The organism is Microbacterium sp. MM2322 (genome assembly GCF_964186585.1).
Lineage (GTDB): Bacteria > Actinomycetota > Actinomycetes > Actinomycetales > Microbacteriaceae > Microbacterium.
In genome coordinates, this window is record NZ_OZ075067.1 from 1,318,169 (window position 1) to 1,334,049 (window position 15,881).

Here is a 15,881-nt window from a genome sequence, read left to right on the forward strand (position 1 = left end):
ACGACAACGGGGGCGGATCCGAAGACCCGCCCCCGTTACACCGGAATGACGATCAGAACAGGACGCGCACCGATGCCCGGTTGCTCACCGACCCCTCGGCGACCTTCGGATCCTTCGGGACGAACGTCGCGGTGTACGCGTGCTTGCCTCGGGAGAGCGTGCCGAGGGTGGTGGAGGCGAGCCCGCGGCGCACGTCCACTGTCGCGATGACCTTGTCGCCCTCGCGGAACTCGACGACGCCCTCCGCGCGGCCGCCGTCCTGCGTGACGATCGCGAGAAGTGTCGCGGGCAGGAACCGGTTGATGTGCACCGGCGGAACCGCGATGAGGGTGGTGCGGGTCGCCGCAGCGGGCTCCGCAGCCTCTTCGACGGTGACCGGCACCTGCACGACCGTCCCGCTGGGAGCAGCGGTGACCGTGAGCTGCACCGTTCCCGCGGGGGTGCCGGCCGGGAGGATGACGCTGACGGATGCCGCGCCCTCCGACACCGGCGCGGTGCCGAGGACCTGGTCGCCCAGGCTCACCGTCACCTCGGTGTTCGCCGGAGCGCCCTTGCTGGTCAGGTCCATCCCGGCGACCTGGAACGCCACCGTGTCGCCTGCAGCGACGGTCTCGGGGACGCCCGATACCTGCACTGCGTGCTTCGCGAACGACGGCGCGACGGGGGAGTTGTCGGCGATGTAGTCCACCCACGCCTCGTAGTCGAGCAGTCCCGTGTCGACGTAGTCGGCACCCTCCGTGAAGGCGCGGAAGTTGTCGCCGCCCGCCGCGAGGAAGGAGAACGTACCGATCCGGTAGGTGCCGGCCGGGTCGATGGGCTTGCCGTCGACGGTCACCGACGTGATCCGCTCGCCCTCGGGGAGAGTCGGGTCGTAGGTGTACGACACGTTGTCCGAGAGACCCAGCTGGAGGTAGGGGCGCTGCGGGACGTTACCCGCGGCATCCCGCTGCCACTGCTGCTCGAGCATGGTCGTGAACTCCTCGCCCGTCAGGGTGATGAGTGCCAGCGTGTTGTTGAAGGGCAGCACCGCGTTGGCTTGGCTGAACGACACCGATCCGTCGGCGAGCCCGGCGACCGCGCTGGCCCCGAACTCGGCCTGCGTGTCGAAGAGGTCCGCGCGCAGACCGCCCGGGTTCGTCACGCCGATCATGGCGCCGTTCGGCAGGTCGGACAGGCTGTCGCGCAGCATGTTCGCGACCGAGTTGCCGAGGGTCGACTCCGCGGCACGGTTGTCGCGCGATCCGCCGGTGTAGACGCCGTCGACGTACGAGCCGCCGCTGTAGGCGGTCGTGATGTCGTCGGCCACCTGGCCGACCTCCGTGTTTCCGATGGCGGCCGCGTTCGCGACGGCGGCCTTCGCGATCCGGTCGACCTCAGCGACCCGCGGGTACGCGGCGACGAGGTCGGCTGCGGGGGTCGTAGTGCGTGCGACGTTGCGCTCGGTGTGCGCGGAGACGTCGCCCGTGGCGGCATCCACCGTCAGCGTGATCTCACCGATCTTGGCGCCGTACGATCCGGTCTGCACGACGGGACGGGTGCGGTCGGTGCCGGGGATCGGTGCCGACCACGCGTACTCCTTGTGCGTGTGGCCGGTGAAGATGGCGTCCACGTCGGCCGAGGTGTCGGTGATGATCGCTCCGAAGGCGCCGCCCGCGGCGACTTCCTCCTCGAGCGAGGCGCCGTCAGGCGTACCCGCTCCCGCGCCCTCGTGGTAGAGCGCGACGATCACGTCGGCTTCGCCGTTGGACTCGTCGCCATCGCTGAGCTGCGCGGCAACGCGGTTCGTCGCCGCCACGGGGTCGCCGAAGTCGACCGACTCGATGCCGGTCGGGGTGACGAGCGTGGGCGTCTCCTCGGTGACGGTGCCGATGACGCCGACGGTGAGCCCGTCCGCGTCGAGCAGCGCGTACTCGTCGAGTGCTGGGGTCGTGGTGCCCTTCTGATAGACGTTGGCGCCGAGCAGCGGCGCGTCGAGCTCATCGGCGACGCGGCCGGACAGGTCGTCGAAGCCGCGGTCGAACTCGTGATTGCCGACAGCGGTGGCCTTCAGGTCCATCGCGTTGAGCACGTCGATCGTGGGCTGGTCCTTCGCCACCGACGACGCGAACAGAGAGGCGCCGATGTTGTCACCCGCCGACAGGAACAGGGTCGGACCGGATGCCGCTTTCCGGAGCTCCTCGACGGTTCCCGCGAACGCGACGGTGTTGGCGTCGATCCGGCCGTGGAAGTCGTTGATGCCGAGGAGGGTCAGCTGGACGGGGGCCGCCTTCGCCGTCATCCCGACGATCACGGGATCGTGATCGCTCGAGCGGAACGGGTCCGGGGAGTAGAACTCCGTCCCGTGCGTGCGGAACCGGCTGTACTCCAGCGCCACCGATTCGCCCGAGTTGATGTTCCAGATGTCGGCATCCGTCGACCGGGCGAGAGCCGCCTTGTTGAGCAGGATGTGGTCGAGCGAACCGGACAGCCCCGAGAAGCTGTACGACGACGAGTCGACGTCGAAGGCCTGCTCGGCATCCGAGTAGCCCGCGTCGTACAGCACCTGCAGCGGGTCTTCCTTGCTGTAGGAGTTGAAGTCGCCCGCGAGCGCGACGGCATCGACATCGCCCTGGATGTCCTTCACCCAGTCGCGCAGCGCGGTGGCCTGGCGGACGCGTGACTCGTTCGACGAGCCCTGGCCGTCGCCGGCGTCGGCGTCACCCGGCCAGGGACCGGCCGAGCCCTTCGACTTGAAGTGGTTCACCACGAACAGGAACGGGTCGCCGCCGGTGGCTGGCTCGAACACCTGCGCGATGGGCTCGCGAGCGTTGCCGAACGCTTCGCCGTCGGCGCTCTGGTCGCCGAGGGCACGCGCAGCGCCGACGGGGGAGACGAGAGCGGGCTGGTAGATGATCGCGTTGGTGATGACGTCCTGCTCGGATGCCGGGGGCAGATCCGTCGACGAGGGCACGAACGCCCACGTTCCAGCGCCGGCCTTCGCGTTCAGCGCCGCCACGAGCGTGGACGTCGCCTCGTCAGCCTTTTCACCGAGGGCTGCGGAGTTCTCGATCTCCATGAGACCGACGACACCGGCATCCACCGACGTGATGGCGTCGACGAGCTTCGCCCGCTGACGCCCGAGATCGGCGGCATCCCACGCGCCGCGCTGGTCGCAACCGTCGCGGACCGTCACACCATCGCCGAACCGGTCGGTGTAGGCCTCGCAGCTCGCCGAATCGGTGCCGAGAGTCGTGAAGTAGTTGAGGACGTTGAACGACGCGATCGAGAGGTCGCCGCCGACGTTCGCCGGGGCGTCGGTGCGGATGTTCTCGAAGACGACCTCGTCGGTGCCGGTACCGTCGCCGACGAGCGGGGCGGTCGGGTTCAGCTTCCACGAGTCGTTGCGGTAGTCGACGATGAGCGGTTCGGTGAACGTGACTCCGGCGCCGACCGTGACCGGCTCGGTGAGCGAGACGTAGGCGGGCGTCAGTGCCTGGTTGGCGGCCGACGTGTAATCGAGTCCCGCGCCGTCGTCCAGACGCACGCCGCGTGCGGCGTTGTCCGCTGCGACGGCCGCTGCGGCATCGCTTCCGGGGCGAGCGGCGTCGGTCGGCTGGCGCAGCGGCGAGTCGCCGGCGGCGAGTCCGACTTCGCCGAAGCGGTTGGTGCTGAACGTGTCGCTGACGGTGAACTCGCCCTGCGGGGCGATGAGCATCGACTCGAGCGACTCGCGTTCGGCGGCGGTCTTCGGCCACCCGACGGTCGCCGGCAGGGGAGCCGACGCGTCGGCGATGACCTCGGCGCCGCCCGGCTTGACCGTGAGCTCGGTCAGCCCGTTGAACTCCGAGACGACGCCGGTGACCGTGACGGTGTCGCCGAGGGCGACCTCGCCGGTCGCGCCGGGCGCGTAGACGAAGACCGCGTCCGAGGCGGTGTGGGCGGCCAGGTCGAGCTCGCCGCCGGTCCCTGCCGTCTGGATGACGTAGCCGTTGTAGCCGCCCGAGGGGTAGCGCGCGGTGACCACGCCGGTCGTGGTGACGGTGCGGCCGGCCAGGGGCGAGGCATCCGTCGTGCCCTGGATCTCGGCGATCGTCGCGACCTGGGGTTCGGGTTCGGGCTCAGGGTCGACATCGGCGCCGAGGCCGGTGGGGGTCGGGATGCCGGCGGTGAAGTCCGCCGCATTGTCGGCCGTGTTCGTGGCATCCGCGTCCCGCGAGACGCTCGTCCCGTTGGACGTGCCGGGGGCGGGAGCCGACCCGGCGAACGCCGTCGCGGTGGTGCCCCAGCCGACGAGGTCGACGACCTGGTCGAGCGTGGCGATCCCGGTGCTGCCGGTGAGCGCCGTCTCGGTCGAGACGAGCGCGACCTTGGCGGCGCTGCCGCTCATCGCGATGGTGCCCTCGACATCGGCGTCGAAGCCGGGGAGTGCGGTGTTGCTTCCCGGTGCCTCACCGATCAGCAGGTTCTCGCCCGCGGGGAGGTCGACGTCGCCGAGCTTCGTCACCTGCCAGGAGGCGCCGGTGGCCGAGGCGTACTGCACGCTGTAGCCGCTCAGGTCGATCGTCTCGTCGCCGGTGTTCGCGAGTTCGACGAAGTCGCGGTTGAAGGCGGCGCCGCTGTTGCCGCCTCCGCCGTAGACCTCGGAGATCACCAGCGGCGAGTCGGACGACACAGCAGCGGTCGCGGCGGAAGGCGAGAGCGCGAGCCCCGCGGCAGCGACGGTGGCGACGGTCAGCAGGGCGCAGGTCCGGCGGAGAACCGGATGCGTGGCGGGCACGGGGGCAGGGGGGTGCGACACAGTGGGTTCTCCCAGGCGGCGCGGGCGCGGTGCGTATCGCGCAGGAACCGACCGCCATGATGAGCATTCGGGCGGTATGGGGCACCCCGCAAGGGTCGGATCGGTTAACTCTTTCTCATGCATGGGCGCACTGGCGTGTCGGCGTCGCCAGCGGTTAGTGTGCCGACGCCGGGGCGCGGTCGAGCGGCTCGCCGCCGGTAGACTCGCCTGGTCATGTCACCCCGCTCTCTCACGCCCCTGCAGCCCGCGGCCACGCCGCCCGCGCAGCTCCGCAACTTCTGCATCATCGCCCACATCGACCACGGCAAGTCCACGCTGGCCGACCGCATGCTGCAGATCACCGGCGTGGTCTCCGACCGGGACATGCGAGCCCAGTACCTCGACCGCATGGACATCGAGCGCGAGCGCGGCATCACGATCAAGAGTCAGGCCGTCCGGATGCCGTGGGCCACCGACGCCGGCACGTTCGCCCTCAACATGATCGACACACCCGGCCACGTCGACTTCACCTACGAGGTCAGCCGCTCGCTCGCCGCGTGCGAAGGCGCGATCCTTCTCGTGGACGCTGCGCAGGGGATCGAAGCGCAGACGCTCGCGAACCTGTACCTCGCTCTCGAGAACGACCTCGAGATCATCCCGGTCCTCAACAAGATCGACCTGCCCGCCGCCGACCCCGAGAAGTACGCGGCCGAGCTCGCGAACCTCATCGGTGGCGACCCGGCCGACGTCCTCAAAGTCAGCGGCAAGACGGGCATCGGCGTCGAGGAACTCCTCGACCGCATCGTCGAGCGCATCCCCGCCCCGCAGGGCGACGCCGACGCACCGGCTCGAGCGATGATCTTCGACTCGGTCTACGACGCGTATCGAGGCGTTGTGACCTACGTCCGCATGATCGACGGGAAGCTCGAGCCCCGTGAGCGGATCCAGATGATGTCGACACGTGCCGCGCACGACCTGCTCGAGATCGGTGTGTCGAGCCCCGAGCCGGTCCCCACCAAGGGCCTCGGCGTCGGCGAGGTCGGCTACCTGATCACCGGCGTGAAGGATGTCCGCCAGTCGAAGGTCGGCGACACGATCACGAACCACCGGAAGCCCGCCACCGAAGCCCTCGCCGGGTACACCGACCCGAAGCCGATGGTGTTCTCGGGGATCTACCCGATCGACGGCAGCGACTACGCGGTCCTCCGCGAAGCGCTCGACAAGCTGAAGCTCTCGGATGCCTCCCTGCAGTACGAGCCCGAGACCTCCGTCGCGCTCGGCTTCGGTTTCCGCTGCGGATTCCTCGGCCTCCTGCACCTCGAGATCATCACCGAACGTCTGTCACGCGAGTTCGACCTCGACCTCATCACCACGGCGCCGTCGGTGACCTACACGGTCACGACGGATACCAACGAGACCGTCACGGTGACGAACCCGTCCGAGTACCCTGACGGCCGCGTCGCGGAGGTCTCCGAGCCGGTGGTGAAGGTCGGCATCCTGCTGCCGAAGGACTACGTCGGCACCGTCATGGAACTCTGCCAGTCGCGTCGCGGAACCCTCCTCGGCATGGACTACCTCAGCGAGGACCGGGTCGAGCTGCGGTACAACATGCCGCTCGGTGAGATCGTCTTCGACTTCTTCGACCACCTGAAGTCGAAGACCCAGGGCTACGCGAGCCTCGACTACGAACCGGCGGGATCGCAGACCGCCGACCTCGTGAAGGTCGACATCCTCCTCCAGGGCGAGAAGGTCGACGCGTTCAGCTCGATCGTGCACCGCGAGAAGGCCTACGCCTACGGCACGATGATGACCGAGCGGCTCCGCAAGCTCATACCTCGCCAGCAGTTCGAGGTGCCGATCCAGGCCGCCATCGGCGCGCGGATCATCGCCCGCGAGAACATCAGCGCCATCCGCAAGGACGTCCTCGCCAAGTGCTACGGCGGTGACATCAGCCGTAAGCGCAAGCTCCTCGAGAAGCAGAAAGAGGGCAAGAAGCGCATGAAGATGGTCGGCCGCGTCGAGGTCCCCCAGGAGGCGTTCATCGCCGCCCTCTCGGGCGATGTCGAGGGCAAGGACAAGAAGTAGGCTGTCACGATGCGCCGCGGGAGCTTCCAGGCAGGAACCGTCGACTACGCCGCCGTCGGGGGCACTCAAGCCCCTGACCTGATGGGGTATCCGCCCAAGGGCACCTACCCCGCCGAGGAATCGTGGCGACTCGGCAGTGGCGAGAACCGCTTCGTCACGTCGAGCGAATCGCTTCTCGGGTGGGGGGCCCAGCGCGGAGCCGGCGTCGAGATCACAGATGTGCGCCCGGCATCCGGACCCATGTATACGGGGGTCGGCTTCGACGCGGACGGAAACCCCGTCCAGCCGAGCCGTCTCGACGACGAGCAACGCTTCGACGCCGACGGGACGCCGTTCGTCAGCGCCGGCGCGACGGCCCACGTCCGCGGACGGGTCGGCGGAATGCGAGCGGATGCCGAACTCCGAGTCATCTCGGTCATCGACGAGCCGCGGCGGATCGGATTCTCGCTCGGCACCGTGAGCGGGTCGGTCGTGAGCGGCGAGGAGTCGTTCCTCCTCGAGTGGCGGGACGACGACGAGGTCTGGTTCACCGTGCGCGCCTTCGACAAGCCGACCGGCCTTCTGTACCGCCTGTGGCGTCCGCTGGTGAAGCGCCGCCGCCGCGCGCTCTTCCAGGGGTACCTGCAGGCGATGTCGCCGATGTACGCCACCGGCGCCTGATGGGTTCTGCTCTCCCGCTCGGCGATCCTGCACCCGCCGACGGTGCGCTGCCGCACGACGTCGAGGTCGATTCCGAGGTCGACTTCGGGGTCTATCTGCACGTCCCGTTCTGTCGGGTGCGCTGCGGCTACTGCGACTTCAACACCTACACGGCGACCGAGCTTCGGGGTGCCCGTCAAGACGTGTACGCCGACGAAGTGCTTCACGAGATGGCCCTGTCGAGAGCAGTGCTCGAAGCGCGCGGGCCACTGCGGCCGGCGCAGACGGTCTTCTTCGGCGGGGGCACGCCGACCCTGCTCCCCCCGGGGGATCTGGCCCGCATGCTCGACGGCGTCCGCGACACGTTCGGTCTCGCGGACGGCGCCGAGGTGACGGTCGAGGCGAACCCCGACACCCTCACCGAGGAGGTGGCGCGGACGCTCGCCGCGGCGGGCGTCACGCGTTTCTCGATCGGCATGCAGTCGTCGGTGCCGCACGTGCTGGCTGCACTCGACCGCACGCACGACCCGGCGAACATCGCGACGGCCGTCGCGGCGGCGCGCGGGGCCGGTCTCGCCGTCAGCCTCGACCTCATCTACGGTGCGCCGGGGGAGTCCCTCTGGGACTGGCGAACGTCGCTCGAGACGGCCACCGCGCTGGCGCCCGATCACATCTCGGCCTACGCGCTCATCGTCGAGGACGGCACCAAGCTCGAGCGTCAGATCCGCCGCGGCGAGGTCCCGGCACCCGATGACGACCTGCAAGCCGACATGTACGAGCTGGCCGACGAGCATCTCGCGGCAGCCGGTTACGGCTGGTACGAGGTCTCGAACTGGGCCACGAGCCCTGCGCAGCGGTCCCGCCACAACCTCTCCTACTGGCGGGGGCAGGACTGGTGGGGCTACGGGCCCGGCGCGCACAGTCACGTCGGCGGACTGCGGTGGTGGAACGTCAAGCACCCCGCCGCCTACGCACAGCGCCTGTCGCTGGGAGAGTCGCCGGCGGCCGGACGGGAGCGACCGGATGCCGAGGCCCGCCGCCTCGAGGTCATCCTGCTGCGATCGCGCATCGTCGACGGCGTCGCGGTCGACGAGGCGACGGCAGCCGGGCGGCGGAACGTGGCATCCCTCATCGCCGACGGACTCGTCGACGGTGCAGCGGCCGTGCGCGGGCGGGTCGTCCTCACCCGCCGCGGGAGGCTCTTGGCCGACGCCGTCGTCCGCGCGCTCACGGCGTGATCCGAGCAGATCGCGTCACGCACGGTAGAATTGGCACTCCAAGATCGAGAGTGCCAGCGGAGGAGGGGTGATGGTCTCGGAACGCGGTCTCCAGGTGTTGCGCGCAATCGTCCAGGACTACGTCGACACGCGCGAGCCGGTCGGCAGTAAAGCCATCGTCGATCGTCACCAGTTCGGCGTCTCTGCGGCGACGATCCGCAACGACATGGCGCTCCTCGAAGACGAAGAGCTCATCACCGCCCCGCACACGTCCTCGGGTCGGGTGCCCACGGACAAGGGCTACCGCGTCTTCGTCGATCACCTGGCAGACGTCCGCCCGCTCACGTCTGCGCAGCGCTCCGCGATCGGCTCGTTCCTCGAGGACACCGGCGACCTCGACGACCTCCTCGTGCGGACTGTGCGTTCCCTGACCCGCTTGACTGGGCAGGTCGCGATCGTGCAGTACCCCTCGTTCGCTCGTGCGAACGTCTCCCACATCGAAGTCGTCCACCTCGGCGGCACCCGCATCGTCATCATCGTCGTGACAGACACTGGACGCGTCTCGCAGCGCGTCGCCTTCCTCGCCAGCGAGCCCACGGACGACGAGGCGCAGCAGCTCAAAGTCGCGATGGCGGCGCTGCTCACCGGGAAGAGCGTCCGTGACGGGGCCGCGGCGATCGCCCGCATCCTCGAGCAGGACCTGCCCGTCCCGCGTGAGGAGAACCGCCGGATCGTGCTGCGCGCGATCGGCGAGGAGCTCGAGGAGTTCCGTCACGACCGCATGGTGATGGCGGGCTCAGCGACCCTCGCGCGACGCGAGTCCGACTTCCGGGGCAGCATCTACCCCCTTCTCGAGGCGATCGAGGAGCAGGTGACGCTTCTTCGGCTCATGGGGGAGATGGTCGCCGACGACCGGGGACTCGCGACCAGCATCGGGCGTGAGAACGAACCGTTCGGGCTGTCGGAGGCATCCATCGTCGCGGGCGACTACGACGCGGGCGGTTCGCAGGCACGCGTGGGCGTGCTCGGCCCCACCCGCATGGACTACCCCACGAATCTCGCGGCGGTTCGCGCCGTCGCGCACTATCTGACGCGTCTGCTCGAAGAAGACGAGAAGTCGCGCTGAACGAATCGGCCGGACGGCCGGAGAGGTGATTGTGGCTGACCACTACGAGGTCCTGGGTGTCGCGCGCGACGCGAGCCCGGAGGAGATCAAGAAGGCGTACCGGCGTCTGGCGCGCCAGCTGCACCCGGACGTGAACCCCGGTGAGGATGCATCCGAGCAGTTCAAGCTCGTGACGCACGCCTACGACGTGCTGAGCGACCCCGACCAGCGCCAGCGCTACGACATGGGCGGCGACGCGAACGCGTTCGGCGGCGGGGCGGGAGCCGGATTCGGCGGCTTCAGCGACATCTTCGAGAGCTTCTTCGGAGGCGGCGGCGGAACGCGCGCCGGGCGCCCGCGGTCGCGCCGCGAGCGGGGTCAGGATGCCCTCGTGCGCGTCGACCTCGACCTCGGGGACGTCGTCTTCGGCGTACACCGAGACATCGAGGTCGACACCGCGGTCCTCTGCGAGACCTGCCAGGGGTCGTGCTGCCAGCCGGGGACTCAGCCCGTCACATGCGACATCTGCCACGGTTCGGGCCAGATCCAGCGGACCGTCCGGAGCCTTCTCGGCAACGTCGTCACCTCGCAGCCGTGCACGACCTGTCAGGGATACGGCACGACGATCCCGTACCCGTGTTCGACGTGCCAGGGTCAGGGTCGCGTCCGCGCCCGCCGCACGGTGTCCATCGACATCCCCGCCGGTGTCGAGACGGGTCTGCGTCTGCAGCTTCCGGGCTCGGGCGAGGTCGGACCGGCCGGCGGCCCGAACGGTGACCTCTACCTCGAGGTCACGGTCGCGCCCCACGACGTCTTCAGCCGCGACGGCGACGATCTGCTCGCGACTCTCGAGGTGTCGATGACCGACGCGATCCTCGGAACGAGCGTCACGATCGATTCGCTCGACGGCGCGGTGGACCTCGACATTCGAGCCGGTGTGCAGGCCGGCGACGAACTCACCATCCGCGGCAGAGGGATCACCCCCCTCCGCGGTGACCAGCGCGGTGACCTCCGCGTCGGGGTGCAGGTAGTGACGCCCTCCCACCTCGACCCCAAGGCACGCGCCCTCGTGCAGGAGCTCGCGAAGCGCATGCGCCCCGCGCCGCCGCACCTGGCGGAGTTCCACCCGGGCCTGTTCTCCAAGCTCCGCGGCAAGTTCAAGCGCTGATCGTGGCGCTCCACTTCCTGATCGAGGATGCCGCCGGCTCCGGCCCGGGCGACGTCGTCCGGTTGACCGGGGCTGAGGCTCACCACGCCGCGGCCGTGCGGCGGGTCCGGGTGGGGGAGAGCGTCACCGTCGGCGACGGTCGCGGGGCATGGCTGACCGGTACCATCGCTGCCGCCTCGCCGAAGGAGGTCGCAGTCGAGATCGATTCGCGCACCGACACGCAGGCGGCCTCGCCGCGCACCGTCCTCGTCCAGGCGCTGGCGAAGGGGGACCGCGACGAGCTCGCGGTCCAGGCGGCGACCGAGCTCGGCGTCGACGCCATCGTGCCGTGGCAGGCCGCGCGCTCCGTGTCCCGCTGGGAAGGCGCGAAGGTCGCGAAGGGCGTCGCACGCTGGGAGTCGATCGCCCGCGAGGCGGCGAAGCAGGCCCACCGACCGTGGTTGGCCGACCTCGAGCAACCCGTGACGACGCGCGAGCTGGCTGTGCGCGCCTCCGGCAGGCGGATGCTGGTGCTCGAACCGACGGCATCCGTCGCTCTCTCCCGTGTCGTGATCGACCCCACCGACACGAGCGACGTGATCCTCGTCGTCGGTCCGGAAGGCGGGATCTCGCCCGAGGAACTCGACGCCCTGCAGGCGGCGGGGGCGACGCTCGTCCGGCTGGGCGACACCGTTCTCCGCACGTCTACCGCGGGCCCCGCCGCCCTCGCCGTCGTCAACGCGACGCTCGGCCGGTGGTGAGCCGAGCCCGACCGGCGCGGGAAGGCGCTGAGTAGACTGGGAGGATGAGCGAGCCATCGGTGTTCACCCGCATCCTCCAGGGTGAGATCCCGTCCGAGATCGTCGCGGAGACCGACAACGCCTTCGCGATCCGCGACATCGCTCCGCAGGCTCCCGTCCACCTCCTCGTGATCCCGAAGACCGAGAAGTACCGGAACGTCGTGGAGCTCGCCGCGGGCGATCCTGCCCTCCTCGCCGAGGTCGTCGGCCTCGCGAGCAGCCTCGCCGCCGAACACGCGGGCGGCGACTTCAGACTCGTATTCAACACCGGCCCCGACGCCGGACAAACCGTGTTCCACGTCCACGCACACGTGCTGGGCGGCGGAATCACGGAAGGGAGCCTCGGTGGCTGACAGCGCCGAACCCACCGTCGCGCACATCTACGCCGACGGTGTCGCCATGGTGCAGTTGCTCGGTCCGCAGGACCGATTGCTGCGCACCGTGGAACGCGAACACCCCGACGTGCAGGTGCACGTTCGTGGCAATGAGATCACCCTGACGGGTGACGAGGATGCCGTGGCCCGAGCCCGGGACCTCGTCGACGAGTTGATCGGCATGGCACGCGCCGGCCAGGGGCTCGACCCGAGCGATGTGACGCAGTCGAACCGCATCCTTCGCGAGAACAGCGGAGTCCGCCCCTCCGAGGTCCTCGGCGAGGCCATCCTGTCGTCGCGCGGCAAGGTCATCCGGCCGAAGACCCGCGGTCAGAAGGAGTACGTCGACGCGATCGAGGAGAACACGATCGTCTTCGGCATCGGTCCCGCCGGAACGGGCAAGACCTACTTGGCGATGGCGAAAGCCGTGCAGGCGCTGCAGCGCAAGGACGTCAGCCGCATCATCCTGACCCGTCCTGCCGTCGAAGCCGGCGAACGGCTCGGTTTCCTCCCGGGAACGCTCACCGACAAGATCGATCCCTACCTTCGCCCGCTCTACGACGCGCTCAACGAGATGATGGACCCGGAGCTGGTCCCCAAACTCATGGCCTCGGGCACCATCGAGGTCGCGCCGCTCGCGTACATGCGCGGCCGCACGCTGAACGATTCTTTCGTCGTGCTCGACGAGGCGCAGAACACGACGCCCGAGCAGATGAAGATGTTCCTTACGCGCCTCGGGTTCGGCACGCGGATGGTCGTCACGGGCGACATCACGCAGGTCGACCTCCCGCAGGGCGCGTCGGGTCTGCGGCTCGTGACCCGCGTCCTCAAGGACATCGACGACATCCACTTCGCGCGGTTGACGAGCGACGACGTCGTGCGCCACACGCTCGTGGGGCGCATCGTCGACGCCTACACCGCCTACGACGAGGAGAAGCTCGTGGCGCGTCGTGAGCGCGACGAGGCGAGCGAATTCGCGAACCGCGCCGAGCGCCGATCGGGGCTGCGTCCTGCCGGCCCCCGAGACCGACAGCCCAAGCGAGGACTTTCATGACCATCGAGATCACCAACGAATCGGGCGTCGAGGTCGACGAAACCGTCCTCCTGCGCCTGACCGAGCACAACTTCGGCGAGCTCCACGTGAGCCCCGACGCGGATCTTGCGATCCTCCTCGTCGATGAGGGCGCGATGGAAGCGCTGCACGTGCAGTGGATGGACGAGCCCGGCCCGACCGACGTGCTGAGCTTCCCGATGGACGAGCTGCGTCCCGGCACAGAGGAGTCGCCGACGCCTCCCGGGCTCCTCGGCGACATCGTGCTGTGCCCGCAGGTCGCGGAGACCCAGGCGCAGGCTGCGAAGCACACCACGATGGACGAGCTGATCCTCCTGACGACGCACGGCCTCCTCCACCTCCTCGGCTTCGACCACGCCGAGCCCGAGGAAGAGCGCGAGATGTTCGGCCTGCAGAAGGAGCTCATCGGCGCGTTCCACTCGAGTGAGCGCCGCCGGCGCGCATGACCGAAACACTCCTCCTCGTCGCAGCGGTCCTCCTCGTCGCCCTCGGCGGGTTGATGGCATCGCTCGAGGCCGCGCTCGACGTCACATCGCGCGCCGACCTCGTCGACCTCGCCGACGAGGCGCGATCGGGGGCGAGCCTGCGACGGATCGCCGCCGATCCCGACGCGCACCGCACGGCCGTCGTCTTCATCCGCATCCTCATCGAGACGGCGGCCGCCGTCCTCGTGACGGTCGCCTTCACGCTCGTCTTCGACAACATCTGGTGGGCGATGCTCGGCGCGGTCGCCGTCATGACCGTCGCATCCTTCGTGCTCGTCGGGGCCTCGCCTCGGGCCGTGGGCCGGCAGCACGCCAAGGGGTTCCTCCGGGTGTGCGCACGCCTCATCCGCGGCGCGCGCATCGTGCTCGGACCTCTCGCGCACCTCCTCGTGCTGCTCGGCGATCGGCTGACCCCCGGCATCCACCGCGGTGCGTCCTTCGCCTCGGAGGAGCAGCTGCTGAGCATGGTCGACGAGGCCGCCTCGCAGGACCTCATCGAGGCCGACGACCGCGACCTCATCCACTCCGTCTTCGACTTCACCGACCGGTTCGTGCGCGCCGTCATGGTGCCGCGCACCGACATGGTGACGATGGATGCCGCGGCCACCACCCAGCAGGCGATGACGCTGTTCCTCGATCGCGGCGTCTCGCGCATCCCGATCGCGGACGGCGAGGCCGACGACATCACGGGCGTCGTCTACCTCAAGGACCTCGTGCAGTTCGCCTACCGGGACGAGACCGCCTGGCGCGGCGTGCCCGTCGCGCAGATCGCCCGACCGGCCGTCTTCGTCCCCGAGTCGATGCGCGCCGAGAGCCTGCTGCAGCAGATGAAGCGCGAAGCCGTGCACGTCTGCATGGTCGTCGACGAGTACGGCGGCGTGTCGGGTCTCGTCACGCTCGAGGACCTGATCGAGGAACTCGTCGGCGAGATCGCGGACGAGTACGACCTGCGCACGAGCGAGGTCTCGGACCTCGGCGGCGGGCGCTTCCGCGTGAGCACTCGACTCGGCCTCGACGAGGTCGGCGACCTCTTCGGCATCGAACTCGAAGACGACGACGTCGACTCGATCGGCGGCCTGTTCGGCAAGGCCCTCGGGAGCGTGCCCGTGCCCGGTGTCCGTGTCGAGCACAGCGGCCTCGTCCTGACCGGCGGCACGTCACTCGGTCGCGGGCGCGGCCTCGCGACGGTGTTCGTCGAGCGCGCTGAAACCCCGGACCCGGAGCCGGCCACCAATTCCACCGGAGAGATCCGCGTTTCGCGGGGATCGGAGTGACCGTGAGCGACCGTTCCGGTTTCGTGACGTTCGTCGGACGTCCCAATGTCGGCAAATCCACGCTGACCAACGCCCTCGTCGGCGAGAAGGTCGCCATCACGAGCGACAAGCCGCAGACCACCCGAAAGGCGATCCGCGGCATCCTCAACCGCCCCGGCGGGCAGCTGGTGATCGTCGACACCCCCGGCATCCACAAGCCGCGGACGCTTCTCGGTCAGCGACTGAACGACCTCGTTGATCAGGTGCTCGGCGACGTCGACGCCATCGGGTTCCTCGTCCCCGCTACCGAGAAGGTGGGCCCCGGAGACCGGCGGATCGCGGCATCCCTCGACGGCTATCGCCGGGCGAAGAAGATCGCCATCGTCACGAAGGTCGACATCGCGTCCCGCGAGGAGATCACCGAGCGGCTCATGGAGGTCGACGCCCTCCGCGAGGACTGGGACGCCGTCATCCCGCTGTCGGCCGTGACCGATGACCAGCTCGACGTGCTCGCGGACGAGCTCCTGAAGCTCATGCCGAAGGGGCCGCCGCTCTACCCGGAGGGGATGGTCACGGACGAGAGCATCTCGGACCGCATTGCCGAGATCATCCGCGAGGCCGCCCTCGACGGTGTGCGTGACGAACTGCCGCACTCCATCGCGGTGACCATCGAAGACATGGCGCCCCGCGAGGACAGCGACCTCACCGACATCTACGCGAACATCGTCGTCGAACGCGACAGCCAGAAGGCCATCATCATCGGCCGTGGCGGATCCCGTCTCAAGGACGTCGGCGCGCGTTCTCGTGCCGGCATCGAGCCGCTGGTCGGCGGGCGGGTGTTCCTCTCGCTCCGGGTGCGCGTCGCGAAGGAATGGCAGCGCGACCCCAAGCAGCTGGGTCGACTCGGGTTCTGACCGGCGGCGACGTCGGTTCTCCACGGAAGGACAA

Annotated in this window: 12 protein-coding genes; 11 read left to right on the top strand and 1 reads right to left on the bottom strand. The window is 69.3% G+C overall.

Going from position 1 to position 15,881, the window contains the following annotated elements:
- Positions 1 to 52 precede the first annotated feature (52 nt).
- On the bottom strand, positions 53 to 4,756 hold the full coding sequence (locus tag ABQ271_RS06430) for an ExeM/NucH family extracellular endonuclease (protein ID WP_349310866.1): 4,704 nt from the start codon (positions 4,754 to 4,756) through the stop codon (positions 53 to 55).
- A gap of 234 nt (positions 4,757 to 4,990) precedes the next feature.
- On the opposite strand from ABQ271_RS06430, the gene lepA reads away from it, so the two are divergent.
- The 11 genes from lepA (at position 4,991) to era (ending at position 15,847) form a co-directional block, all read left to right on the top strand.
- Positions 4,991 to 6,841, top strand: coding sequence for a translation elongation factor 4 (lepA, locus tag ABQ271_RS06435; RefSeq protein ID WP_349310650.1), 1,851 nt, complete (start codon positions 4,991 to 4,993; stop codon positions 6,839 to 6,841).
- A 9-nt stretch (positions 6,842 to 6,850) separates the two neighbouring features.
- Positions 6,851 to 7,501, top strand: coding sequence for a DUF1990 family protein (locus ABQ271_RS06440; protein ID WP_349310651.1), 651 nt, complete (start codon positions 6,851 to 6,853; stop codon positions 7,499 to 7,501).
- Complete coding sequence (hemW, locus tag ABQ271_RS06445; RefSeq protein WP_349310652.1) at positions 7,501 to 8,718, top strand: radical SAM family heme chaperone HemW; 1,218 nt, start codon at positions 7,501 to 7,503, stop codon at positions 8,716 to 8,718. Before ABQ271_RS06440 ends, hemW begins: the two co-directional genes overlap by 1 nt.
- A gap of 70 nt (positions 8,719 to 8,788) precedes the next feature.
- Positions 8,789 to 9,823, top strand: a complete 1,035-nt coding sequence (gene hrcA / locus ABQ271_RS06450) for a heat-inducible transcriptional repressor HrcA (protein ID WP_349310653.1) — start codon at positions 8,789 to 8,791, stop codon at positions 9,821 to 9,823.
- A gap of 31 nt (positions 9,824 to 9,854) precedes the next feature.
- Positions 9,855 to 10,970 carry a molecular chaperone DnaJ gene (dnaJ, locus tag ABQ271_RS06455; protein WP_349310654.1) on the top strand — a complete coding sequence of 372 codons (1,116 nt, stop codon included), beginning with the start codon at positions 9,855 to 9,857 and terminating at the stop codon, positions 10,968 to 10,970.
- Between the two features lie 2 nt (positions 10,971 to 10,972).
- The gene (locus tag ABQ271_RS06460) at positions 10,973 to 11,710 is read left to right on the top strand and encodes a 16S rRNA (uracil(1498)-N(3))-methyltransferase (protein ID WP_349310655.1); all 738 of its coding nucleotides are present in this window, start codon (positions 10,973 to 10,975) and stop codon (positions 11,708 to 11,710) included.
- 44 nt (positions 11,711 to 11,754) lie between these two features.
- A complete protein-coding gene (locus ABQ271_RS06465) occupies positions 11,755 to 12,102 on the top strand; it encodes an HIT domain-containing protein (protein WP_349310656.1) in 348 nt (115 codons plus the stop codon).
- Positions 12,103 to 12,148: 46 nt separating this feature from the next.
- A complete protein-coding gene (locus tag ABQ271_RS06470) occupies positions 12,149 to 13,177 on the top strand; it encodes a PhoH family protein (protein WP_349310867.1) in 1,029 nt (342 codons plus the stop codon).
- Positions 13,174 to 13,641, top strand: a complete 468-nt coding sequence (gene ybeY / locus ABQ271_RS06475; protein ID WP_349310657.1) for an rRNA maturation RNase YbeY — start codon at positions 13,174 to 13,176, stop codon at positions 13,639 to 13,641. Before ABQ271_RS06470 ends, ybeY begins: the two co-directional genes overlap by 4 nt.
- Entirely contained in the window at positions 13,638 to 14,954 is a 1,317-nt protein-coding gene (locus tag ABQ271_RS06480; protein ID WP_349310658.1) for a hemolysin family protein, read from the top strand. Before ybeY ends, ABQ271_RS06480 begins: the two co-directional genes overlap by 4 nt.
- Positions 14,951 to 15,847, top strand: coding sequence for a GTPase Era (era, locus tag ABQ271_RS06485; RefSeq protein ID WP_349310659.1), 897 nt, complete (start codon positions 14,951 to 14,953; stop codon positions 15,845 to 15,847). The genes ABQ271_RS06480 and era overlap by 4 nt, the downstream gene beginning before the upstream one ends.
- The last annotated feature ends 34 nt before the right edge of the window (positions 15,848 to 15,881 follow it).